The organism is Desulfatibacillum alkenivorans DSM 16219, assembly GCF_900142135.1.
Lineage (GTDB): Bacteria > Desulfobacterota > Desulfobacteria > Desulfobacterales > Desulfatibacillaceae > Desulfatibacillum > Desulfatibacillum alkenivorans.
The window spans coordinates 199100-223499 of the sequence record NZ_FQZU01000005.1 but is presented as its reverse complement, the minus strand read 5'-3'; the positions used below and the strand labels follow the sequence as shown (position 1 = coordinate 223499).

General features: G+C 54.2%; 15 protein-coding genes. 9 read left to right on the top strand and 6 right to left on the bottom strand.

The window, feature by feature from the left end:
- Positions 1 to 7 precede the first annotated feature (7 nt).
- The 6 genes from BUE18_RS06755 to BUE18_RS06730 all read left to right on the top strand — a co-directional run bounded on the left by BUE18_RS06755 (position 8) and on the right by BUE18_RS06730 (position 8124).
- Positions 8 to 1366: a sigma-54-dependent transcriptional regulator gene (locus tag BUE18_RS06755; RefSeq protein WP_073474212.1), complete on the top strand. Its 1359-nt coding sequence runs from the start codon at positions 8 to 10 to the stop codon at positions 1364 to 1366.
- A gap of 1 nt (position 1367) precedes the next feature.
- Positions 1368 to 1922, top strand: a complete 555-nt coding sequence (gene rsmD, locus BUE18_RS06750; protein ID WP_073474210.1) for a 16S rRNA (guanine(966)-N(2))-methyltransferase RsmD — start codon at positions 1368 to 1370, stop codon at positions 1920 to 1922.
- A 234-nt stretch (positions 1923 to 2156) separates the two neighbouring features.
- A complete protein-coding gene (coaD, locus tag BUE18_RS06745) occupies positions 2157 to 2684 on the top strand; it encodes a pantetheine-phosphate adenylyltransferase (RefSeq protein ID WP_073474208.1) in 528 nt (175 codons plus the stop codon).
- 7 nt (positions 2685 to 2691) lie between these two features.
- The gene (locus BUE18_RS06740) at positions 2692 to 3606 is read left to right on the top strand and encodes a selenium metabolism-associated LysR family transcriptional regulator (protein WP_073474276.1); all 915 of its coding nucleotides are present in this window, start codon (positions 2692 to 2694) and stop codon (positions 3604 to 3606) included.
- A gap of 28 nt (positions 3607 to 3634) precedes the next feature.
- Positions 3635 to 5809, top strand: coding sequence for a vitamin B12-dependent ribonucleotide reductase (locus tag BUE18_RS06735; RefSeq protein ID WP_073474206.1), 2175 nt, complete (start codon positions 3635 to 3637; stop codon positions 5807 to 5809).
- 80 nt (positions 5810 to 5889) lie between these two features.
- Entirely contained in the window at positions 5890 to 8124 is a 2235-nt protein-coding gene (locus tag BUE18_RS06730) for a spermine/spermidine synthase domain-containing protein (RefSeq protein WP_073474204.1), read from the top strand.
- A 649-nt stretch (positions 8125 to 8773) separates the two neighbouring features.
- Here BUE18_RS06730 and dnaE read toward each other — a convergent pair.
- Positions 8774 to 12280 (bottom strand): DNA polymerase III subunit alpha, encoded by a 3507-nt coding sequence (gene dnaE, locus BUE18_RS06725; RefSeq protein ID WP_073474202.1) that lies wholly within the window; start codon positions 12278 to 12280, stop codon positions 8774 to 8776.
- Positions 12281 to 12387: 107 nt separating this feature from the next.
- Positions 12388 to 13857 carry an IMP dehydrogenase gene (gene guaB / locus BUE18_RS06720; protein ID WP_073474200.1) on the bottom strand — a complete coding sequence of 490 codons (1470 nt, stop codon included), beginning with the start codon at positions 13855 to 13857 and terminating at the stop codon, positions 12388 to 12390.
- Positions 13858 to 14228: 371 nt separating this feature from the next.
- Here guaB and BUE18_RS06715 point away from each other — a divergent pair, with 371 nt between their 5' ends.
- Positions 14229 to 14837 carry an L-threonylcarbamoyladenylate synthase gene (locus tag BUE18_RS06715; protein ID WP_073474198.1) on the top strand — a complete coding sequence of 203 codons (609 nt, stop codon included), beginning with the start codon at positions 14229 to 14231 and terminating at the stop codon, positions 14835 to 14837.
- Between the two features lie 305 nt (positions 14838 to 15142).
- Here BUE18_RS06715 and BUE18_RS06710 read toward each other — a convergent pair whose 3' ends face one another.
- The 4 genes from BUE18_RS06710 to BUE18_RS06695 all read right to left on the bottom strand — a co-directional run bounded on the left by BUE18_RS06710 (position 15143) and on the right by BUE18_RS06695 (position 21916).
- Positions 15143 to 16990 carry a 30S ribosomal protein S1 gene (locus BUE18_RS06710; RefSeq protein ID WP_073474196.1) on the bottom strand — a complete coding sequence of 616 codons (1848 nt, stop codon included), beginning with the start codon at positions 16988 to 16990 and terminating at the stop codon, positions 15143 to 15145.
- Positions 16991 to 17186: 196 nt separating this feature from the next.
- Positions 17187 to 17858 (bottom strand): (d)CMP kinase, encoded by a 672-nt coding sequence (gene cmk / locus BUE18_RS06705; protein WP_073474194.1) that lies wholly within the window; start codon positions 17856 to 17858, stop codon positions 17187 to 17189.
- Positions 17859 to 17883: 25 nt separating this feature from the next.
- Positions 17884 to 18981 (bottom strand): histidinol-phosphate transaminase, encoded by a 1098-nt coding sequence (gene hisC / locus BUE18_RS06700; RefSeq protein ID WP_073474192.1) that lies wholly within the window; start codon positions 18979 to 18981, stop codon positions 17884 to 17886.
- Between the two features lie 157 nt (positions 18982 to 19138).
- On the bottom strand, positions 19139 to 21916 hold the full coding sequence (locus tag BUE18_RS06695; RefSeq protein WP_073474190.1) for a sigma-54 interaction domain-containing protein: 2778 nt from the start codon (positions 21914 to 21916) through the stop codon (positions 19139 to 19141).
- Positions 21917 to 22325: 409 nt separating this feature from the next.
- Between BUE18_RS06695 and BUE18_RS06690 the strand changes: the two genes are divergently transcribed.
- Entirely contained in the window at positions 22326 to 22721 is a 396-nt protein-coding gene (locus BUE18_RS06690) for a hypothetical protein (protein WP_073474188.1), read from the top strand.
- A gap of 59 nt (positions 22722 to 22780) precedes the next feature.
- Positions 22781 to 24382 carry an AMP-binding protein gene (locus BUE18_RS06685; protein WP_073474186.1) on the top strand — a complete coding sequence of 534 codons (1602 nt, stop codon included), beginning with the start codon at positions 22781 to 22783 and terminating at the stop codon, positions 24380 to 24382.
- The last annotated feature ends 18 nt before the right edge of the window (positions 24383 to 24400 follow it).

Genomic DNA, 24400 nt, shown 5'->3' with positions numbered 1-24400 from the left:
AACAAGCATGTTTCCAAGCATTTTAATAGTAGACGACGAGCCTTCCATCCTGGACTCTTTGGGCGGCATTTTAACCGACGAAGGGTTTGAGGTTGTCACCGCCCTGAACGGTTACGAGGCCATTAAGCAGCTTTCCAAAATCTCGCCGGACCTCATGCTCTTGGACATCTGGATGCCCGGCATGGACGGGCTGGAAACCCTGAAGCAGGTGCGCAAAGAGCATCCTTCGGTGCCCGTGGTTATGATAACAGGCCACGGAACCATCGAAACGGCGGTCCAGGCCACCAAACTGGGGGCCTACGATTTTATTGAAAAGCCCCTTTCCATCGAAAAAGTGGTGGTCACCATCAATAACGCCCTCAATTTCAGGCGGTTGGAGGAAGAAAACCTTTATCTGCGAAAAAAGGCCCTGGAAAAGCATTCCATCACCGGATTCAGTCCGGCCATCATGGAGGTGAGAAACCAGATCAACACCGTGGCGCCCACGGACTCCTGGGTATTGATTTCGGGGGAAAACGGGACCGGCAAGGAAATGGTCGCCCGCACCATCCATCATCTGTCCGCCAGGTCCGACCACCCCATGGTCACGGTCAACTGCGCTTCCATCTCAAAAAAGTTTATGGAAAGCGAATTGTTCGGCCACGAGAAAGGCGCTTTTCCCGGGGCCAAACAGCGCAAACGCGGCCGGTTTGAACTGGCCAACCAGGGAACCCTGTTTTTCGACGAAGTGGGCGACATGGACATGGAAACCCAATCCAGCATTCTGCGGGTTCTGGAAAACCAGAAGTTCCAGCGTGTGGGAGGAGGACGGACCATTACCGTGGACGTTCGCGTAATCGCTTCTACCAATAAAAACCTGGAAGAGGAAATCATCAAAGGCGCTTTCAGGGAGGATTTGTATTATCGCCTGAATGTGGTTCCCATCGCCATGCCTCCCTTGAAGGAGAGAGTTCAGGACATTCCCAGCCTGTGCGAGGAGTTTTTCAAGGAATTCGCGGCGACAGACAACCAGGACGAGCCCAAAACCATTTCTCAAAACGCTTTGGAAGCGCTCATGCGCTACCCCTGGCCCGGCAACGTACGGGAGTTGCGCAACCTGGTGGAAAGGCTGGTGATTTCCACCAAGGCGTCCCATGTGGACATCCGGCATATACCGCCCGCTTATAAGGACTGCGCCCCGGACGCCATCCGGGACTGCGGCTTGGACGTGTTTGAAGTAGACTCGTACAAAGACGCTCAAAAGGCCTTTGAAATCGCCTATATCCAGCGTCAAATGGTGAAGCACGGCAACGACCTGGACGCCACGGCCGCAGCCATAGGCATGGATAAATCCGCCATTAAAAAGATTTTAAAAAAAATCAGGTAATATGCGCATCATTGCAGGAAGCCGTAAGGGCAGAAAACTGAAGCCGGTCAATATTCCGGGAATCCGGCCCACTTCGGACAGGGTGCGGGAGGCTGTTTTCAGCATCCTGTATCAGACCGTGGTTGAGGCTAATGTTGCGGACTTGTTTGCCGGCACAGGCGCCATGGGCATGGAGGCCTTATCCCGAGGCGCCGCCCATTGTTTGTTTGTGGAGGGCAATCCAAAGGCGTTAAGCCTGATCAACGAAAACCTGAAGCACATGGATCTGGAAAAAAACTCCCAAAGCGTTCGCTGGGACGCCATGAAAAACCTCCAGTGCCTAAAAAGAACCGGGCTGAAATTCGATCTGATATTCGCGGATCCGCCATACGCCCTGAATGCCGTGGAAGACGTCCTGCAAGTTTTGGCGGAATCGGACGCGTTGAACCCGGAGGCTGTTGTGGTGTTTGAAAGCGCGGCCAATCAGGAAGTCGTGGAAAAGACCAACGCTTTTGAGCTTACCGACCAACGCAAATATGGGAAAACCCTTGTGTCGTTTTTCCGCTTCATGTTATGAGTTTGTAAATATTGCTGTAGTTGGGCTGTGGATGGCGCCGGATGCTTGTTGTCAGCATTTTACGGCTTTATAAAGTCTTCTTTCGGATCCCTGTTGGATTTCACCAGGGAGTCTGGAAATACACTTTATTGCGGCCTTTCCACCCTGACTTTTGGAACTGCACCTGAAGTTGTTTCGATCAAAGTTCGCGGCTGTTGCTGAAGTCCGGAATTTTTAAACGAAGGTCGGGAGTGTATGGAAAGAACCGCTATCTATGCCGGATCTTTTGACCCGGTTACCAATGGACACCTGGACATTTTAAAACGGGGACTTAAACTGTTTGACCGCATTATTGTGGCCATTCTGATCAACCCCAACAAGCAATCTCTATTTTCCGTGGAAGAACGCATCAGCATGCTTGAAGAGGTGACCAAGGAAATCCCCAACACGGAAATCGACACGTTCAGCGGTTTGCTGGTGGACTATGCGGAACAAAAACAGGCTCATGCCATTCTCCGGGGCATGCGGGCCGTTTCTGACTTTGAATATGAGTTTCAGTTGGCGCTCATGAATCGCCGCCTTAATCGCGAAGTCCAGACCGTTTTCCTCATGACCGGTCTGCGCTGGATATTCACCAGCAGCTCCATTATTAAAGAGGCGGCCCGTTTCGGCGGCAATATCCATGGCATGGTTCCCGAATTGGTGGAAAGGCGAATCGATAAAAAAATGAAGGACATGGGCCTATACATTCCCACCAAGGATAATAAAGAGCAAAAAGGATAATATGAACATGGACCTATGGCAACTCCACATTTTCACCAAGGTGGTGGAGATGGGCTCCTTTTCCAAAGCCGCCCAGGCAGTGAACCTTTCCCAGCCCACTGTAAGCAGCCATATCAAGGACCTTGAAGATCATTTAAACTGCCGGCTCATAGACCGCCTCGGCAGAAAAGCCTCTCCCACAAAAGGCGGAGAACTGCTTTACTCCTTTGCCACCCGATTACTGGCTTTACGCGACGAAGCCCAAAGCGCCATGTCCTCGTTTTTAGGCAAGCCCACCGGGTCCCTGACCATTGCCGGAAGCAACATCCCCGGCTGCTATGTACTGCCCAAGGTAATAGGCGCGTTTTCCAAATATTATCCGGATGTTTCCATTTCCCTGAAAATCGGGGACACCCGCTCTGTCTCGGAGGACGTGATTGCAGGAGCGGTGGAAATGGGGGTTGTGGGGGCTCTTTCCCCCAATAAGCAGCTCACCCAGGACAAGTTAATGGACGATCACCTTACCCTGATCGTTCCGGCCAGCCACCCCCTGGCGGAAAAGGAAGCCGTAAGCATCAAAAGCATTGCCAACGAGCCCTTTATCATCCGCGAACAAGGTTCGGGCACCCGAAAATTTTTTGAAAAAGTGCTGGCGGAAGCAGGCATGGGCTTGGACAGCCTGAATATTTCAGGTCAACTGGGAAGCACCGAAGCCGTCCGGGAAGCCATCAAGGCCGGCCTGGGCGTTTCCATTTTCAGCACCCGCGCCGTATTGGGCGACCTGCGTTGCGGCGCCTTGAAATCCATAGAGATTTCAGACCTGGATTTCAGACGTTCGTTTTATCTGGTCCGGCACCGTCAACGCACAGCCTCTCCTCTTTGCCAGTATTTTTGCGACTTCCTGACGGCCAACGCCCATGACCTGGCCGGAGAAGTCGAATAGCATCTTAAGCCTACACAAAGGGTTTCTCATGAGTCTTTCCTTTTCTTCCAGCGCCCTGGTTGTCCTGAAAAAACGGTACCTTAAAAAAGATAAAAACGGCAGGGTAATAGAGTCTCCTGAAAAAATGCTGCAACGAGTGGCTGACTCCGTGGCTCGGGCCGACAAAGACTTTGACGGAACCGCTGACATCAAGGCCCTGGCCGCCCAATTTTACGACCTGATGAGCAAGGGATGGTTTATACCCAACTCCCCTACCCTCATGAACGCCGGCCGCCGCCTGGGGCAGTTATCCGCCTGTTTTGTGCTCCCTGTGGAGGATTCCATTGAGAGCATATTCGACTCCCTCAAGCATACGGCCATGATCCACAAAAGCGGCGGCGGCACGGGCTTTTCCTTTTCAAGGGTCAGGCCGGCCAATGACAAAGTGCTTTCCACAGCCGGAGTGTCTTCCGGGCCCATATCCTTTATGGCGGTGTTTGACGCAGCCACGGAAACCGTCAAACAAGGGGGGACGCGCCGAGGCGCCAACATGGCCATCCTGCGGGTGGACCACCCGGACATCGAAGAGTTTATCGCCTGCAAGGACGATCCGGGCTTCTTGCAGAACTTCAACATTTCCGTGGGGTTGACCCAGGAGTTTATGGAAGCCCTGGAAAAGGGCGGGGATTATGAACTGGTCAATCCGCGCACCAGGAATTCCGTCAAAACCCTGAACGCCCCCAAAATTTTTGACATGATCGTCAATTCGGCTTGGCAAAGCGGGGAGCCGGGGATCATCTTTTTGGACAGGATCAACGAAGCCAACCCCACCCCGGCCTTGGGCGAGATAGAAGCCACCAACCCCTGCGGGGAGCAGCCCTTGCTGCCTTATGAGTCGTGCAATCTGGGCTCCATCAATTTGGGAAAAATGGCGGAAGGCGGAACCCTGGATAAAAACAGGCTGAAGGCTGTCATCCGCACAGCCGTCCACTTTTTGGACAACGTGGTGGAAATCAACAAGTACCCGCTCAAAGAGATCAAAGAACAAACCCTGGCCACCAGAAAGGTGGGGCTGGGCGTGATGGGATTCGCCGACCTTCTCATAAAACTGGGCGTTCCCTACGACTCCGAAGAAGCCGTTGCATTGGCTCACGATATCATGTCCTTGATATCCGAGGAGTCCAAAAAGGCTTCGGCCCAACTGGGCGAAGCCAGGGGCAACTTTCCCGCGTACGCCGGCAGCATATACGACAGGCCGGAAACGCCTTACATGCGCAACGCAACCACCACCACTTTGGCGCCCACGGGCTCCATCAGCATTATCGCCAATGCGTCGTCCGGCATCGAGCCCATATTTGCAGTGGCCTACACCCGGCGGGTTCTGGACGGAGAAAAGCTGCATGAATTTCATCCTCTGTTTGAGGAGATGGCCAAGGAACAGGGATTTTTCACCGAAGACCTGGCCAAGAACATCGCCCTGGAAGGTTCTATCCAGGAGATGACCAACATCCCCAAGGAAGTGCGCAGGCTGTTCAAGACCTCCCACGACATCTCGCCGGATTGGCATGTGAGGATACAGGCCGCCTTTCAGAAGTATACGGACAACGCGGTTTCCAAAACGGTCAATTTTCCCCATACCGCCACCCGCGAGGACGTGGAAAAGGTTTTTAAACTTGCCAGGGAAACCGGATGCAAGGGCGTGACCATCTACCGCGACGGGTCCCGGGACCACCAGGTTCTGTCCGTGGCCTCCCGAAGCGAAGGACCGCGCCTGACCGGAGAACTGGCGCCAAGAGCGCGTCCCATCCGCACCCACGGCGTAACCGAACGCATCCAGACCGGCTGCGGCAGGCTGTATGTTACAGTGAACTCGGACGACCAGGGCATGGCCGAGGTTTTCGCCCAGATGGGCAAGACCGGCGGCTGCGCTTCGTCTCAGACGGAAGCGGCGGGCAGGCTGATTTCCCTGGCGCTCAGATCCGGAGTGAAGCCCGAAGAAATCATCAAGCAAATCAAGGGAATCCGGTGTCCGTCCCCCGCCTGGCAGAACGGCAAGATGGTGCTCTCGTGCCCGGACGCCATAGGCCAGGTGCTTTCCCACTGTACAGGCGCAGGAGAAGAAACGGAAAAGGCCGTGGGCCAATGCCCGGATTGCGGCGAATCCCTGGCCCACGAGTCAGGATGCCTGGTTTGCCATTCATGCGGCTTCTCAAAATGCTCCTGATGACATGACAACCTGGCCCACCCGCTGGCTTTCTGTTCACAGGATAAAAAATCGAATCTCCAAAGGAATGGGTTCCCAAGATGTTTCCCGAGGAAAACCATACAACCGCCTCCCGGGCCGCCGATTTTGAATGGAGGCTTTGCATCTCCCTGCTGTTTATGGCGTTCGGGTACTCGCTGCTTTCCGTCTGTCTGTTTCGCATTCTGGCCTTTGCTTTGAACAGCACCTCGTTTTTCATGCTGTATGTGTGCGCTGGCATGCCATTGGGCGCCTTATTGGCCAAAATCCGTTACCAGGGCAAGATCAATGGGGTTTTACGCGGCGCTCAGTCGCTGGTCATTCTCGCCGTCTGTTTTCCTGTTTTGGGCTGGATAGTGGCCCATGGCCCCTGTCCTCTTTTGGAGAGCATCCAATATCAAATCAGGTTCGAGGACTTGTGGAAGCAACTGGGGTACATGACCCTGGCCACAAGCCCTTTGTTCGTACTTTGGGGTGTGGCGGAGTATTCCGGCTATGAAGCCGTCCTGGCATCCCCTAGAATAAAAAAGTACTTTTACCTCATTTTCGTGTGGGGGCTGGCGTGCGCCCTGGCCGTAGGCGCCTTTACCATCCCCCGCCTGGGGTGGCTGCCTACGGTTTGCATTGCTTTAGCGGCCGGGCTTGTCTCCTGGATGGTTTTAAACTTTCCCAAACTCCAAAACCGGATGATACTCATCTTTATTGTATGCTTTGGGGCGGTCTGGTTTGCAGCCGGTCATTTTGAACCCGCATATATGAAAAGCATTTTGCCGGACGGTTTGCACCGGATCGGGGAGACCCTGAAAAACAAGGATTTTCTGAACGGCGCCCCCCTGCCGGAGGATACGAAAAGCCGATTGATCCATCAATCCTGGGGCAAGTACTGCCATATAGAACTCACGGAAACCAAATTTAAGAATTTCAGCCGCGTCCTGGGTTTTTACGATGGATGCTTCATCTGGGGCGGCCTGCCTGTTGGAAAGTTTTCCGGAACCATGGACGATATCGCCTTTCAAACGGTTGAGCCGGGCAGCGATATTTGCGTGCTGGGGGCTGGCGGAGGCAGGCAAGTGTATCAGGCCCTGGCCTTTGACGCAAAGTCCGTAGCCGCCGTGGATATCATCCCCGAGGTATTTCCTCTGTTCCAGGGCGATCTGGCATGGGCCAACGGCGGAGTCTATACGGATCCCCGGGTGGAATGCATCGCCGGAGACGGCAGGCATTACTTGGAAAACTCTGAAAAAATGTATGACCTGATCATCCTGCCGCACACCGAGTCTTTCGCTGCAACCCGTAAGGCGGCCATCGAGCCGGGCCGGTTCGTCCACACCGTAGAGGCGTTTCAATCCATGAAGAAGCGCCTTAAGCCCAATGGGGCGCTTGCCATCATCAAATCGGTGGACCGGGGGAACAAGTTGTTTTTCAGTTGCGCAAACGGATTGTTAGAGGCGGGATTGGACGTTCGGGGCTGGAGTTCGTTTGGAGAGAAAAATCCTTTTGGCGTTCATGGTTTTATTTTATTGGCCACCGTGCCTGGTCGCCAGGCGCCTCCTATTCCATCAGAGGTCCCAACACTCACCGCCCTCCCCGTGCAACCGACCTACTACGATGCATTCCCCAAAACCCCGGCATTGCATGATTCGTCCCCATGGATGATGGGTCTGTCAGAGCTGTTCTTTGAACCCAACATGTTGAAAAAAAGCCTGGTCTGCATTTTCCTCCTGACGGTTTCAGGGGCGGCCGCGCTCATGTTTTTTTCACTTCGCTCCCAATCCGTTGATTTGCCGCCCGGCAAACTGGTCCTCCTGCTGCTTGCTGGAATAGCCATCGGGACTAATGCCGTTTGCCTGGAAAATGCGTTGATTTTCTGGCTGATCCCCCGGCTCTTCAATCCGTTGTCCGCGTTTTTCGTCGGAGCGGCCGTGTTTTTGGCCCTATGGGGGTTTTCCAGCTTTGGATTAAAGCACTGGCGATGGATCGCCCTTATAGGTATTGCAGGCTCAATCGGGCTTTTGCTTTTTGCGCCCCAATGGCAAGGCCTTGCTATCGCTCTGGCTTTAACGGCGGCCATATTGGGAAGCGGGCTGTTGTTTCCCTTGATGGGAATTCGTTTTAAGGAAGTGCTGCTGATCGTGTTTCTGGCGGATGCTCTGGGAGGCTTGATCGGCGGATTGTTGGGCGTCTGGATGCCCATGCTGGCGGGGCTTGAAAATTATTACAAGTTATTGCCCGTTATTCCATTCGCAACCATACTCCTGACCGGCGCCGCCGTGCGGCGGCGGACCGGCCGAGAGTGAGTTTTTCATTAGGACGGAAACGCATCTTGAATTGATGTTGGATGAACCTGCAGAATGCCGTGAACTTGCAACAATCTTTTTGCTCTATTTCTTCCCAAAAGTTGTTATTGGTGTCACCACTGCAAAACCACCCATAATATCTACGGGTCGGCATGAAGCGGCGCAGGTTTGGTAGAGCTTGCGAAAGCCAACAAAATAAGCAGGTTATTTTACAATATAACGACAACGCCGCAGGGTGGCCCAGGAAACTTACTTCCTGGGCGCGCCAGCGCAAAAGGTGCGGCCAGGAAAGATAATCGAGATCAATTCTGTTAGGCGGGCGGAAGGATTTTCATGAGGTTTAACGATTTCAACATTGCCGGTTCATGAACAATATTGTTTGCCTTGACCATTTCCTCTAGCCTTCTGTGCTTCGCACCCAGGCAGCAAACTGCCCTGCCTGGGCCGCCCGAGGCTTATCGGACTATATGCATTCCTTTGGCGGGCAACCATCTCTTATAGCTGAAAAACCAGAAACAACCGCCCCAAAACTGGACTCTACATTCGCAACGCAGGTAGGGGAAACCATGCGAAGCCCAACAAAATTAGAAATTTATCTATCCTTGCCTTCCCGCTGCCTGAAAGCGGCAAGACTGTACGATCTGATTCATTATGCGCTTTTCTGCCATTTTTTTCGGCCGTTTCCATTACCGTTATTAGCCAGCCTGGCGGGCTGACAAGCCGTATCGTAAGCGCGAGGCCCCAATAATTTGCGAAGGTCCTTGGCCAGATCTTTGCCGGCCGCCACATTGTTTGTTTCAGGAAGTTCTATCACCGCTTCAAACTTGGTTGGATCCACCAAATGCAAAAAGGCTTTGGACGCGCCCGGATGTTTGCCGCAAATTTCCTTGATTTGCTCCAACACGTCGTTTTCCATGCCGTCCATATTGGCTCGGATGTGCACGCTGGCCGTCCATTCGGAATCTGCGTCTTCAATGGGCACGATTTTATCGGCCAGGATTTTTGTGCCTTTCTCCTCCTTTTGGAGTTGGCCTTCCACCAGGAGGGCGTTTTCCACCACCAATAAATGGGACGAGGCCTTGTAGCATTCGGGGAAGACCACCACCTCTACGGAGCCCTTCATATCCTCCAGGGTGATAAAGGCCATGGGATCGCCCTTTTTGGTCACCAGATTTTTGGTGGACAAAATCATCCCCCCTACCCTTACGGCTGATTTATCGGGTATTTCCGACAGAGTCAGGGTGTCGGCGTTAGCGAATTTATTTAATAAATCTTCGTATTTGCCCAAAGGATGGCCCGTGAGAAAGAAGCCCAGGGCTTCTTTTTCGTAGCTTAATTTGAGCTGATCATCCCAATCCTCAATGTCTGGCAAGGCAGGCGTGATCGTGGGCATTTCTATAGCGCCGAAAAGGCCCATTTGGGGATCATTTTTTTCTTTGGATATGCGCTGGCCGTGATCAATGGCGCTTTCCAGGACAGCCATTAACTGGGAGCGTTTGGCGCCCGTGCTGTCAAAAGCTCCGGCCTTAATCAGGCTTTCCAGCACTCTTTTATTGACCCGGCGCAGGTCCACCCTTTCGCACAGGTCGAAGATGTTTTCAAACGGCCCGTTGGTCTTGCGTTCCTCAACAATGGCTTCCACGGCGCCTTGGCCCACGCCTTTGATGGCGGCCATGCCGTAGACGATTTTTCCCTCCAAGACGGTGAAGCTGACGCTGCTTGTGTTCACGTCGGGAGGAAGAACCTCTATGTCGTGATCCCGGCACTCGGACATGAACTTGAGGACGTTGTCCGTGTTGTCCATTTCACTGGTCATCAGGGAGGCCATGAACTCGACCTGGAAATGAGTCTTGAGATAGGCGGTCTGAAAGGAAACCAGAGCGTAGGCTGCGCTATGGGACTTGTTAAAACCGTATTCGCCGAATTTTTCCATGAGGTTGAACAGGGCTTCGGCCTTTTTCAGGTCGACGTTGTTTTCCTTGCAGCCCTCCATGAAGCGGATGCGCTGCTGAGCCATTTTTTCGGCGATTTTTTTACCCATGGCTTTGCGGAGATCGTCGGCCTCGGACATGCTGTAACTGGCCAGGGCGGCCGCTATCTGCATGACCTGCTCCTGGTAGACAATAACGCCGTAGGTGTCCTTGAGGATGGGCTCCAACTCGGGAAGGGCGTAGGTGACGGGGATATCGCCGTGCTTGCGCTTGACGAAATCGTCCACCATGCCCGAATTCAAGGGGCCGGGACGATACAGGGCCACCACGGCCACCACGTCTTCAAAGCATTCGGGCTTAAGCCGTGCAAGCAGGTCTTTCATGCCGCTGCTTTCAAGCTGGAACACGCCGGTTGTGTCGCCTCGGGATAAAAGATTGTACGTGGCCTTGTCAGTCACGTCCAAATGCATGAGGTCCGGGGGAGTTTTGCCCTGCCCCTCGATGAGCTTGATGGCGTTGTCTATGACCGTAAGGTTTCGCAGCCCCAGAAAGTCAAACTTGACCAGCCCGATTTTTTCCACCCGCTTCATGTCGAACTGGGTCACAACTTCGCCCTTTTTACCTTCATACAAGGGCAGGTATTCCACCAAAGGCTTGTCGGCGATAACCACGCCTGCGGCGTGGGTGGAGGCGTGGCGGGAGAGGCCTTCCAAAACCTGAGCCACTTCAATAAGCTCGGCGATCTCGGGCTTTTCCTTCATGAGTTCCAGCAACTTGGGTTCCTGGTCAAGCGCCTTCTTCAAATTCATCTTGGGATCTTCGGGAATGAGTTTGGCAATGACGTCCACCTCTCCCAAAGGAATGGCCATGGCCCGGCCCACGTCCCGGACGACAGCCCGGGCTTTCATGCTTCCAAAGGTGGTAATCTGGCTGACATAATCGCCGCCGCCGTATTTTTCCACCACATAGTTAAAGGTGCGCTCCCGGCCCAGGATGCAAAAGTCCACGTCGATATCAGGCATGCTCTTACGGCCCGGATTCAGGAACCTTTCAAAAATCAGTTTATGCTCCAGGGGATCCAGGTCCGTGATTTCCAAGGCATAGGCCACAAGGCTGCCTGCGGCGGAGCCGCGGCCTGGTCCCACGGGAATGCCGTTTCGCTTGCTCCATTGGATAAAGTCGGAGACGATGAGAAAGTATCCTGGGAAGCCCATGTCCTGAATGACGCCCAATTCGTACTTCAGGCGCTCCAGGTATTTTTCCTCGTCAACGTCCGGGTTTACGGCCTTGATGGCGGCCATGCGTTTGTGAAATCCGTCCCAGGTCATTTGGGTCAGAATTTCGGCTTCGGTTTTGCCGTCCTCCGCCGGAAACTGGGGGAAGTGAAAAGTGCTGAGGTCAAACTCCACATTGCACATTTCGGCGATCTTTACGGTATTATCCGTTGCGCCGGGAAATCCCTTGAAATACTCGATCATTTCCTGGGGAGATTTTAAATACAGCTGATCCGTACGGAATTTAAAGCGATTAGTATCGTGAATCGTTTTATTGGTTTGGATGCATAATAGGACTTCGTGGGCCTTGGCGTCCTTGGCCCTGAGATAATGGCAGTCGTTGGTTCCCACCAGGGGGATATCCAGCTTTTCGGCCAGTTCCGCCAGTTTTTGATTCATTTCCTCCTGTTCGGGCAGGCCGTTGTTCTGAATTTCCAGATAAAAATGATCCGGCCCGAAAAGATTTTTATAGTACAGGGCGGCTTCCTCGGCCAGTTTCATCTGACCTTCGGAGATGAACATGGGAATTTCGCCGTGAAGGCAGGCGGAAAGGCAGATGAGCCCTTTGGAATGCTCCTCAAGGGCTTTTTTGTCTATGCGCGGCTTATAATAAAATCCCTTGCGCTGGGCCAGGGTGGCCAGCCTGCAGAGGTTTTCGTATCCTTGGTTATTTTCGGCCAACAGCACCAAGTGGCGGTTGTCTTTGTCCATGGGGGTTTTGTCCTCCATGGATTTACGGGCCACGTAGCATTCGCAGCCTATGATCGGTTTGATGTCTTTGGATTTGGCCTTTTCATAAAACTCCAGAATTCCGAACATGGTGCCATGGTCGGTAATGGCGCAGGCGTCCATGCCGAATTCCTTGCATTGGTTGACCAGGGCGTCCAGACGGATGGCCCCGTCCAAAAGGCTATACTGGGTGTGTACGTGCAAATGGACAAAGTCAGACATGGCTCTCTCTTGAAGCCGGGCGGGGCGGAAAGGCCGTCCCGCCCGGCTTGTATGTTAGAAAAGGATTGATGACAAACCGCGATCTCCCCAGGGGAGAACGGAAGGGATCAGGAATGATCCTGACGGTAGTTAGGCGCTTCTTTGGTGATGATCACGTCATGGACGTGGCTTTCCTTAAGGCCTGCCACCGTAATTTTGGTAAAGCGGGCTTTTTCGCGCAGTTCCTCAATGGTTCTGCAGCCGGCGTAGCCCATACCCGACTTGAGGCCGCCCACCATCTGATAGATGTTGGCGCCCAGGGAGCCCCGGTAAGGCACCCTGCCCACAATTCCCTCAGGAACCATTTTTTCTTCTTCCTTGGTATGCTCCTGATGGTAGCGGTCCTTGCTGCCCTGCTTCATGGCTTCCAGGGAGCCCATGCCCCGGTACACCTTGTAGCTCCGTCCCTGGAATATGATGGTTTCCCCCGGGCTTTCTTCGGTTCCTGCAAAAAGCCCCCCTATCATCACGCTGTGGGCGCCGGCGCCAATGGCCTTGGTCACGTCGCCGGAATACTTGATGCCGCCGTCCGCAATCAAGGGTATTTTATGCTTGTTGCACGCAGAGCGGCAATTCATGATGGCCGTCACCTGGGGCACGCCGACGCCGGCCACGATGCGGGTGGTGCAGATGGATCCGGGGCCTACCCCCACCTTGACGGCGTCCACGCCGGCTTCAATCAGGTCTTCGGCGCCCTTGCCGGTAACCACATTGCCGGCCACCAGTTCCAGGTCCTTGATGTTGGATTTAAGCTCTTTGATGGCGTTGATGATGCTGGAGGTATGGCCATGGGAGGCGTCGATCAGGATGATGTCTGCTCCGGCGCCCCATAAGGCCTGAGCCCGCTCCATCATGTCCGGGCCGATGCCCACGGCGGCGCCGCAGCGCAAGCGGCCGATGGAGTCCTTGCAGGCGTTGGGGTATTTCTTTATCTTTTCAATGTCTTTGATGGTTATGAGGCCTACCAGTTTGCCGGAGGAGTCCACCACAAGAAGTTTTTCAATGCGATGCTTGTGCAGCATGGCCTTGGATTCTTCCAGGGTGATGCCTTCCCGCACGGTCACCAGGTTGGACTTGGTCATGACCGAGGAGACCTTTTTATCCAGGTCAATCTCAAAACGCAGATCGCGGTTGGTCACGATGCCGACCAGTTGATCGCCCTGGGTGACGGGCACGCCGGAAATCCGGTATTGACTCATGAGGTCCAAAACCTCGCTGACCTTCTGGTCCGGGCGAATGGTCACGGGATCTACGATCATCCCGCTTTCCGACTTTTTAACCTTGTCCACTTCCAGAACCTGGTCGTCAATGGACATATTCCTATGGATAAAGCCGATTCCGCCTTCCCGAGCCAGGGTGATGCAGGTCTGGGCTTCGGTGACCGTATCCATGGCCGCACTCACGATGGGGATGTTCATGCTTACGTTTCGGGTCAGGCGGGTTTTCACATCGACGTCCTTGGGCACCACCTCGGAATATGCCGGGATGATAAGGACGTCCTCAAAAGAGTAGGCGTCTTCGGGTGGTATTTTTGTCATCAAATTCCTCCATACCGATAAAAAGGGTTGGGGGCGAAAATATGCGCCCCGCGTCGGGGTTGGGCACTGATAACAGATGATGCAGGCAAATTCAATGCCTGATTTTATGCAAAACAAGAACTTTCTTAAACCAATTGAAATAATGGATTATTATAACGGTTTGTGATGACCGGGCGGCGTACGGGTCCGCGTTCTTCCTCCCTTTCATCCCTAAAACGTCCTCATTTACCTTCTGCAATAATAGACGCCCCTGTCAGAAATGTCCATGCCTGCCGTCGTTATGTTTATGGCTTGACAAAGAGGGCCGTTGATACTAGATATACCGTTCGTCCTCAGTTTATGACGTTTCACCCATTTCTTGCGAGGTCGCCATGCTACTGCCAATCAATCCAATCAACCCGGAATTCAGGAAAATCGCCCAGGTGGTGGAGGTGTTAAAAAGAGGCGGCATTATTGCTTATCCTACAGACACCATATACGGCATCGGGTGCGACATCATGAATAAGAAAGCGATTCAAAAAGTGTATCGCTTAAAGCAAATGGAGTCAACTCAACCGTTGTCTTTTATCTGCTCCGATCTGCAAAATATCAGCGACTACGCCAAGGTCAGCAACTACGCCTACAAAACCATGAAAAGGCTTTTGCCCGGGCCCTATACCTTTATATTGGAAGCCTCCAAATTGGTGCCTAAAATCATGATCACCAAAAGAAAGACCGCCGGCATCCGGGTGCCGGAGCACGCCATCTGCATGGAGATCATCAAGGAGCTCGGCAATCCCATCATCAGCACCAGCGCCGCTGACCTGAACGGCAATGAGTTTGACGACCCTTCTCTGCTCCACGATTATTATAAAAACCAAATCGACCTGGTGATTGACGGCGGCCCCGTGTCGGGCCGGGCGTCCTCCGTGGTTTCCCTCATTGACGATGAGCCCGAGGTGTTGCGCGAAGGCGCCGGGGATGTGAGCCTTTTTGAGTAAGACCTGATAAGAAACTCGGGCGTGACCGCCCGTTCGCCCATCGTCCCCAATTTCATTATGCTTTCCCGGCTGCGTTTATTTGGATTGACGCCCCTGGCGTCGCCTGCTGCGGCTGGGCTGGAATCGCAGGGAGTGTTTGGTCCGCAAAAAATTTCATTTATTACTTTAGGGAATGAATGTTATTTATTTGATTTAATAACTTTTATATGCATTCCAACACGGAGCGTGGGAACGAGGAACAAAAAAAGCCGCCGGAAATTTCTCCCCGGCGGCTTTTTATAAATCTAACAGGTTTTGAAGAGGTATTATTCTTCGTCCCCGTTGTCTTCGTTTTGCGCCTGAATCTTGGCGGCTCTCTGGAAGGCTTCGCCCAGTGCGGAAGCAGCTGGTTTGTTGCTCGCCATATACTCGTTGAAGTAGCCTTCCTGCTCGTCTTCTTCCAGACGTTTGATGGACAGGCCGATGCGCCTTTCCTTGGGATTGATGTTGACCACAACCGTTTCCACGGTGTCGCCCACGTTGAACTGTCCCACGGGAGTCTTGACCTTTTCTTTGGCGACCTCGGAAACATGGACAAGGCCTTCGATGCCTTCTTCCAGTTCCACAAAGATGCCGAAGTCGGTTACGCTGGTGATGAGGCCGTTGACCTTGGTTCCCACCTGGTAGCGTTCGGAAATGGTTTCCCACGGATCGGGCTCAAGCTGTTTGATGCCCAGGGAGAATCTTTCGTTCTCGCGGTCGATGTGCAGAACGATGGCGCGGACTTCGTCGCCTTTCTTGTACACGTCGCCAGGATGGTTGATGCGCTTGGTCCAGGAGATGTCGGAGATATGAACCAGACCGTCGATGCCTTCGTCGATGCCGATGAACATACCGAAGTCGGTGATGTTCTTGATGCGGCCCTCGATGGTGGTGCCGATGGGGTATTTTTCGCCGATAACGTCCCACGGATTGGGGGCGACCTGTTTCATGCCCAGGGAAACCCTGCGGTTGCTGGGTTTGATGTCCAGCACCACGGCTTCCAGTTCATCGCCCACGGAAACCACCTTTGAAGGATGGCGAATCTTGCGGGTCCAGGACATTTCGGAAACATGGATGAGGCCTTCGATGCCCTCTTCCAGTTCCACAAAGGCGCCGTAATCGGTCAGGCTGACAACCTTGCCGCTTACGCGTTCGCCCACCGGGTAACGGTCGGAAGCGGTCGTCCAAGGATCTTCCTTGAGCTGTTTCATGCCCAGGGAGACTCTTTCGCGTTCCAGGTCCAGGTCCAGCACCTTGACGGTGATGGTCTGGCCTACGCCGAACAGTTCGGAGGGATGCTTGACGCGGCCCCAGGAGATGTCCGTGATGTGAAGCAGACCGTCGATGCCCCCGAGATCCACGAATACGCCGTATTCGGTGATGTTCTTGACAACGCCTTCCACGACTTTGCCTTCGTGGATGTTCTGCAGGGTGCTGGAGCGTTGTTCTTCTCGTTCCTTTTCCAGGATGACCCGGCGGGAAAGAACGATGTTGCTCCGCTTTCTATTGTATTTCAACACTTTGAAAGTGAAAACCTTGCCGACCATGGAATCCAGGTCCCGGACCGGCCTCAGGTCCACCTGAGATCCGGGCAGGAAGGCGGGCACTCCGATATCCACGGAAAAACCGCCCTTGACCCGATGGGTGATGGTTCCTTCCACGATGCCTTCTTCTTCGTAAGCGACCTTGATCTCTTCCCAAACTTTGATCTTGGAGGCTTTTTCTTTGGAAACCATGACGCCTTCGTCTTCACTGTCCAGGCGTTCCACCATGACTTCCACTTCGTCCCCGATTTCGGCGGCCACTGTGCCGTCCGGTTCTACGAACTCACGGATCGGTATCAATCCCTCGGATTTGTATCCGATGTCCACCAGCACATAATCCTTGTCGATCTGGATAATTTTGCCAGTTACGACCTCGCCTTCCTCAAAGCGCTTGAAGCTCTCTTCATAAAGCGCCATGAAGTTCTCTTCGTCCTCCATCATCTCGTCCATGTCCATGTCGTCGTCGTCCATCTCGTCGTTTTCCATGGCGTCGGTTTCGGGATTCCGGGTTTCGGAAGCGGTTTGCTCCTCTTGCTCGGTGACGTTGTTTTGTTGTTCTTCAGTTACTTGGTTTTGTTGTTCGTCCATTAAAGATCCTTACCCCCTGTTACGGTAAATTTGCCTCGTTCCACAACCGGACGCAGAATGAGGCGTCGAAGTTGGATGCATAACAGATGAAAAGACAAAAAACAACGCTATTTTTAGGCTTTTTCAACTCTTAACGCTTGTTTAACGCAGCCCAAAAATCCGCCCCTTCGCCTTAAAAATACCCAACTATTTAATTTTACTTCAATTTCTTTTTGATCCAATCCAGGATGACCCAGACCGCCTCCTCAATATTTAATTGAGAACTGTCCACTAAAATCGCGTCTTCCGCTGGCTTTAAGGGGGCTACGGCCCTGCTGGAGTCGTCCTTGTCCCTTTTCTCCATGTCTTTGGCCACGTCATCTTCGGTCACGGCCATGCCTTTTTCCAGGAGTTCCCGATGGCGTCGGCGGGCGCGAATATTGGGATCGGCGTGCAAAAAGAACTTGGCTTCGGCGTTGGGAAAGACCACGGTTCCCATGTCGCGGCCTTCAAATACGGCCCCGCCTTTTTCTCCAAAATCCCTCTGAATGCCCAAAAGCCATTCCCTGACCAAGGGTCGAGCGGACACGGCCGAGGCTGTCATTGAAATCTCGGGGGTGCGAAGTTTGTCTGTAATATCCTCTCCATTGGCGATAACCCGGGTTTTATCCTCTTCGGGAATCAGGGAAAGTTCCAAATCCTTGCACACGGCGGCCAGGGCTGCGTCGTCGTTGGGGTCCACGCCCTTTTGATTGACGACCACGGCCAGGCCCCTGTATAAGGCGCCCGTGTCCACGAAGGTATAGCCCAATTCCAGCGCAACCGCCCTGCTTACAGTGGTTTTTCCCGCACCCGCAGGCCCGTCAATAGTGACTAATATTTTTTTCATCTCGCCCCCCTGGCGGTTTCATTGTTTAAGAGCCGGTCATTACGTCTTTCAAGGCTTTTACAAAGCGTTCGTTTTCCTGGGGAAGCCCCACGGTCACGCGAATGTGATTATCAAAGCCGTAAGATCCTAAAGGCCGGATGATGACGCCCTTATGCAACAAGGCTTCGTAGACGGCCTTGGCGTCCTGCTTCAGGTCGATCATAAAAAAATTGGTCTGCGTGGGATAGCAGACAACATCCAACGCCTTTAACGCGTCGAACAAAAAATCCAGGCCATTGTGCACGGTTTCCAGCGTTTTTTCAACAAATTCCGCATCGTTTAGCGCCGCCAGGGCCGCAACCTGCGCCGGAATGTTAATGTTAAAGGGAGGACGAATCCGATTCAACATCTGGGACGCGTGCTCCGGCATAACCCCGAACCCGATGCGCAGGCCGGCCAGGCCGTACAGTTTGGAAAAGGTTCGCAGGGTGACCACGGTGTGGCCGCCGTTCAAATAATCCAGGCCGGTAACCGCTTCGGGATCCCGGTTGAACTCGATATAGGCTTCGTCCATGACAATCAGGATAGACGGGTCCACTTTTTCCAGAAAAGGCTCGAACTCCACTTTTGTAATCACCGTGCCGCTGGGATTCTGAGGGGAGTTGAGAAAAATGATCTTTGTCTTGTCCGTAACGGCTTTTGCCAGAGCGTCGAAATCATGCCTGTAATCCTGGGTCAGGGGTATTTTCACGGCCTTGGCGCCCTGGGCCAGCGCGGAAATGGAATACATCATGAACGAAGGCTCGGTCATGAGGGCCTCGTCGCCGGCGTTCAAATACACCTTGGCCAGCATATCGATGACTTCATCGGAGCCGTTGCCCAATACGATTTGACTGGTCTTGCAGCCCATCTTGGAAGCGATGCTCTCCATAAGCTCCGGAGCTGCGCCGTCCGGGTATCTGTGCAGGTTCGTCAATGCATGCTTCACCGCCTCCACGGCTTTGGGGGAAGGCCCGTGGGGATTTTCGTTGGACGCCAGCTTAATGGAATCCGTGATTCCACATTCCCTCTCCAGCTCCTCCATGGGTTTTCCCGGAACATAGGGGGGGATGATATTGAAATATTCTGGGGCGGTGGGTTTCATGTTTTCCTCCAAATTACACCGTATTTTTCACCATACACATCATGGCGGGCCGAAAAAGTAAAGGGAGCAGAGTCCATAGCAGATGAAAAGTGCGTGATCAACAAAGAAAAAGCGCGCCGCGGCGCCAACATAGATAATCTTGAACGCGGGCGATCAATCATCTCATGCCGAGTTTTTTCATTCTGTTATAAAGGCTGGTTCGCTTCATGCCCAATATTTCAGCCGCTCCCCCCTGCCCTGAAATTTTTCCGTTGGTTTTCTCCAGAATGTACGCAATGTACCGGCGCTGCACCTCCTCCAGGCTGGGATTTCCTTCAAAGGGATTGGAGGCCGCCCTGCTACTCAGGCTTGCAGGAAGGTTCAGGGCCAGTTGATCGTCCACCGCCAAAAGCACCGCCCTTTCCATCATATTTTCCATTTCCCTGACGTTGCCCGGCCAGGAATAGGCCAACAAGCTGGCCACGTTTTCCTTGCTCAACTCCAGATCGTGGCGGTTATACTTGCCCGCGAACCTGGCCAGCATATGCCGCGCAAGCTCCAGGACGTCCCTGCCTCTCTCCCTGAGGGGCGGCAATAGAATGGGGATGACGTTCAACCGGTAATACAGGTCTTCCCGAAACCGGCCCTGGGCCACTTCGTCCGCCAGGCTGCGGTTGGTGGCTGCGATGAGGCGGAAGTTGCAGGATATGGTCTTGGCGCCGCCCACCCGGGTGATGGTCTTCTCCTGCAGGGCGCGGAGCAGTTTCACCTGGATGGACAAGGGAATCTCCCCCACTTCGTCAATAAAAAGGGTCCCGTTATGGGCCAGTTCGATGCGTCCGGCCTTTTGCCGGTCCGCGCCGGTGAAAGCGCCTTTTTCGTGCCCGAACAATTCGCTTTCCACCAGGCTTTCGGGAATGGTCGTTGGGTCCACCACCACAAGGGGGTGTTCGCTTCGCACGCTTCCGCCGTGGATTCTCCGGGCCAACAGCTCCTTGCCCACGCCCGTCTCTCCCAGGATCAAAACCGTGCTGTCGGTTCCGGCGATGCGATCCGCCTGATCCAACACGGTGAGCATGGCCTTGTCCTTGGCGATGATTTCCTTCTCATCCAAGCGCCCCATGCGGGAAAGCCACCCGCTGGTTTTTTCCTCCATTTTCCGGCTGAACTGAAGCACGTGGCCTATGTACCGGGAAAGGGATCCGGCCATGCGGGCCAACTGGGCCGGGACAAAACGGTCAAAGCAATCGTTGACGTAGGAGTTGTCGTGGTACAGCACGCCCTTGACCTCGCCCTCCACTTCAAAAGGCACGCCGATCATGGCCCGAACCTGGCTGTGAAGCGAAGCGCCGTCAGGATTGCGCACCACCTGGGGCTGGTTCTCCCTGTAGGTTTTAAACACCAGGGAAAGGCTGGAGCGAAAGGCCATGGAATCCACGTCCGATTTAAACAGGTTGCATGCAGCGCGGAGCTCCGGGCTTTTTCCCGACGCCCCGGCTTTAAACCAGAATATGCCGCCTCTCTCCGCCCCGAAAAACCGGTTGGTGGCGCTGATGGTGCGCTGGAGAAGCTCGTCCAGGTTATCGCTGGGAACCAGATCCTGAATCATGGCGCCGAACATCTCCAAAAGATCCTCCCGGACAAAATCCTGGGGCGCCAGGCCCGATGTTTCCGAAAGCAGCCCGAGTAAATCATCCGGGTAAAACACGTCTCCGTACCCGGAGAAGCCTTTCCAGGCTCTTTGGGCGTAGCGCCTTGCCGAAGCCGGGTCCCCCTGGGTGAGCTTCAATCGAGCCATGGCGATATGGGTCTTGCCCAGTTGCACCGGGTCGCCGGATCGTTCCAGCAGCCGTTCGCTTTGCACGAGGTCCGCCTCGATCTCCCGCATGGACTCCAAATTTTTTCCCATGGCTTCCATGGCGCGCAGCCGCAGGGCCACGCCTTGAAGATGGATATTGGGCTCGTTCAATATCCTTTGGCATTCGCTTTCGAAATTAAAGCCCGGAATGGGGGCTATGCCGCCGGTGTGAAAGGTAAAAAGGATCTCCAAAACAAAAGGAGAGGCGTATTGATGAATCAGGCCCGCCTTGTCGCCCACCTCCATGGTTTTGGTCATCCATTTGCGCGATTCGTCCAGCCTGCCCTCCATCATATGATGAAAGGCCAGGCCGCCCGAGGAGAAATACCCGGCCAGGCTGTTTTGAGATTGAATGCTTTCCTGGAGCGCGCCGGAAAGATGGTAGGCCGCCTCCCGATGTTTCTTGAGCCGAACAAGAAAGATGCCCAAAACCGCCCTCAGCGTGGTGGCCAGGGAGTGGTCCTTCCGGTCGATAGCCAGCCTGCGGTAAAAATCCAGCGTGCCGATGGCCCGGTGGTACTGGCCGAGAAAGGCCGCGCAATAGCTCAGCCACATGGGGCCGGAGTGCCCTTGATCGGCGAATTCAAAGCCCCGGGCCGCCTCTTCAAAATATCCCATGGCCTCGGGGATAAGCCCCTGGATGAAAAAATACAGGCCGATCAGCTCGGAGGCGTTGGCCATGATGTCTTCGTCGCCCAAGGCCTCGGCTTCGGCCTTGCCCTTGGCGAAAACCTCCATGGCCAGGTGACGCTGCTCGCCGAAGTAATACAGCCTGCCCAGGTGCAGGTTGATCATGGCCCGGGCGCGTTGGTTTCCCAACCGGTCGGCCGCTTCCAGCGCTTTGTTCAAGTGGCCGATGAGCTCCGAAAACCCCTTGCCCAGCACAAAGGAAATCTTTGCCAACTCCAGGCTGGTATCCACAAACATCACGTCGAAATCCTGGCTGGGCGGCTGGGCGCCAAGCAGTTCCAAGACTTGAATCATGTTGTCCCAGGCGCCCTCGTAATCGCCGGAGCCCAAAGCCTGCTCCGCCAAGGCGCGCTCCAATCGGGAGGCGGATTCCGCCGCCAGGCCGGAGTTATTATATAGTGAAGTCATAGGGAATTCCTTTCGCGGGGGGGGATGAATAATGCGTGGGATTATGGAGAAAGAATTTAAGGGAAAAAGATTTTGGGGTCAAGCCCATTTTGTCCTTATTTGGACATTTATTTGTCCGCATTAGGACACAACGGAAGGCGTCGGTTTTTAATTTACAATATTTTCAGTTAGTTAAAATTCAGAAAATTATGGCACGGGATTTGCTCCTACATAGAGCGACGATAGGGGGACCGTCCTAACCGCTTCGAAGCATTCAGTCCAAGACGGAGACTTCGCCAAAAAAGCCCAATCACAAGTCATTTTCACAAACCGACCCGGCCGGATTTTATCCGGGGGGAGCGACCGGATTTGAACGCAGGATCTGCGCCTAAAAATCCGCAAACATCCGAAAACCCGACAGGAGGAAGTAATGAGCGTATTCAAGGATGCCAACCACATGTACACCATTCTCAACGATGTCTGGACCCATGCCATTAACGAAACGGACTTCGGTCCCAAGCTCAAGGAATATGAAATCGACTACAAATTCGTCATCAAGGAGCCTAACGGATATCTGTACGTATCCCACGACGAGGTGATTACGGGCGACAAGGCCAACCGGGACGCGGTCATCACCATGGAGCTTTCCGGCGACACGGTGCATGCATTTTGGCTGAAAAAGATCAAGCTGCCCGTGGCTTTGGCCACCCGCAAGATCAAATCCAAAGGCCCAATCCCCAAAGTTTTGAAAATATTGCCCTTTCTCAAACCTGTTTATGAGCTTTACCCGGTGTACTGCGAGAAGCACGGGCTGGCTATAGACTGATCCTCCCGGATTCGGACCGCCCGCGCCAATTTTAATCAGTAAAAATTAGGAGAACGGATATGACCACAGCCAAGGCGCCGGGCATCTTCTCTTTTGAGATGGATGCCAAGGCGGAAGATACCCCTGACCTTGAGATCCTGACCTTTGAAAACGGAAATTTTCCAGATGAAACAATAACTTATGGTGAAATCGTTTCAAAAGGCCGCAAACTTGCCAAGCAGTTGCAGGACATGGGATTCGTCCAGGGCGACGTGCTGGCGCTGATAATGCGCAATCATCCGGAGTTTGTGTACGCCCTGTACGCAACCACAGCCATAGGGGCGGTGCTGCTGCCCATCGACCCCAGGAATAAGGGGAATCGGCTGCAGTACGTGCTCAAGGACTCCAAAACAAAGGGCGTGATTTTTTCCAGCGAATTCACGGAGAACGCTTCCAGGGCCTTGGCCGGACTGCCGGACATCCAGGTGGCGGGCGTGGTGCGGAAGGAAGGCATGCCGGAAATCGTCAAGTCCCAATGGACGGATCTTTCCGCCATCCTGGAGGGTCCTGAGGCCGGCGAGCCGGAAAACCGTTGCACGGATCCCAACGCCATCATGGAAATCATCTACACCTCCGGCACGACCGGCGACCCCAAAGGGGTGGTGCTCAAGCATGCCCGGATTGCGCCGTACAGCATGCTGGCCCAATTGGTGTTCCAGTACAAGCCCGATGACAAGCTGTACACCGGCCTTTCCCTGACCCACGGCAACGCCCAGGCGGTCACGCTCATTCCTGCGCTGTATTTGGGGATTCCGGCGGTCATTAGCTGCAAGTTCACCAAAAGCCGCATATGGGACATCTGCCGTAAACACGGCTGCACCACCTTCTCCCTGCTGGGAGGCATGATGATGGGCATTTACAGCGAACCGGTAAAGGAGAATGACGCGGACAATCCGGTGCGGCTGGTCCTGAGCGCTGGAACGCCTCACGCCATCTGGGAGAGCTTCGAAAACCGGTTCGGCGTGCTGATTCATGAATGGTACGGCGCGGTGGAAGGCGGATTCGCCCACAAACCGCCCGGAGTAGGCCCCATAGGTTCGTTCGGCAAGCCTTTGGAAGGCATGATGGAAATGCTCATCGTCCGGGAGGACGACTCGGAATGCGAACCCGGCGAGGTGGGAGAAATCGTGGCCCGCACTCCCGGCCAGAAAACCGAGGTCAACTACCTGGGCAAAAAAGACGCCTCGGAAAAGAAAACCCGCGGCGGGTGGCTGCGTTCCGGGGACATGGGCCACAAGGACGAAAACGGCTGGCTTTTCTTTGACTACCGGAAAGGCGGCGGGCTCAGGCGTTCGGGCGACTTCATCCAGCCCGGATTTGTGGAGGCCGCCCTGGCCCTGCACCCGGACGTGGACGACGTATGCGTGTACGGCATCCCGGCGGCTTCCGGCGCTCCCGGCGAAAGCGATCTGGTGGCGGCTGTGGTCGCCTCCGACGGCGGCGCCATCGACCCTGCCGGTTTGTTCAAGCATTGCCGGGAAAACCTGGAGGGCAACGCGGTTCCTTCGTACCTGCAGGTGGTGGACGAAATTCCCAAGACGGCGTCGGAAAAAAACCTGGACCGCCTGCTTCGGGACGATTTTTCCGCCGACGCGGCCAACGTGTTCGCCCTGACCAACTAAACGGCAAGCCCTGTGTGG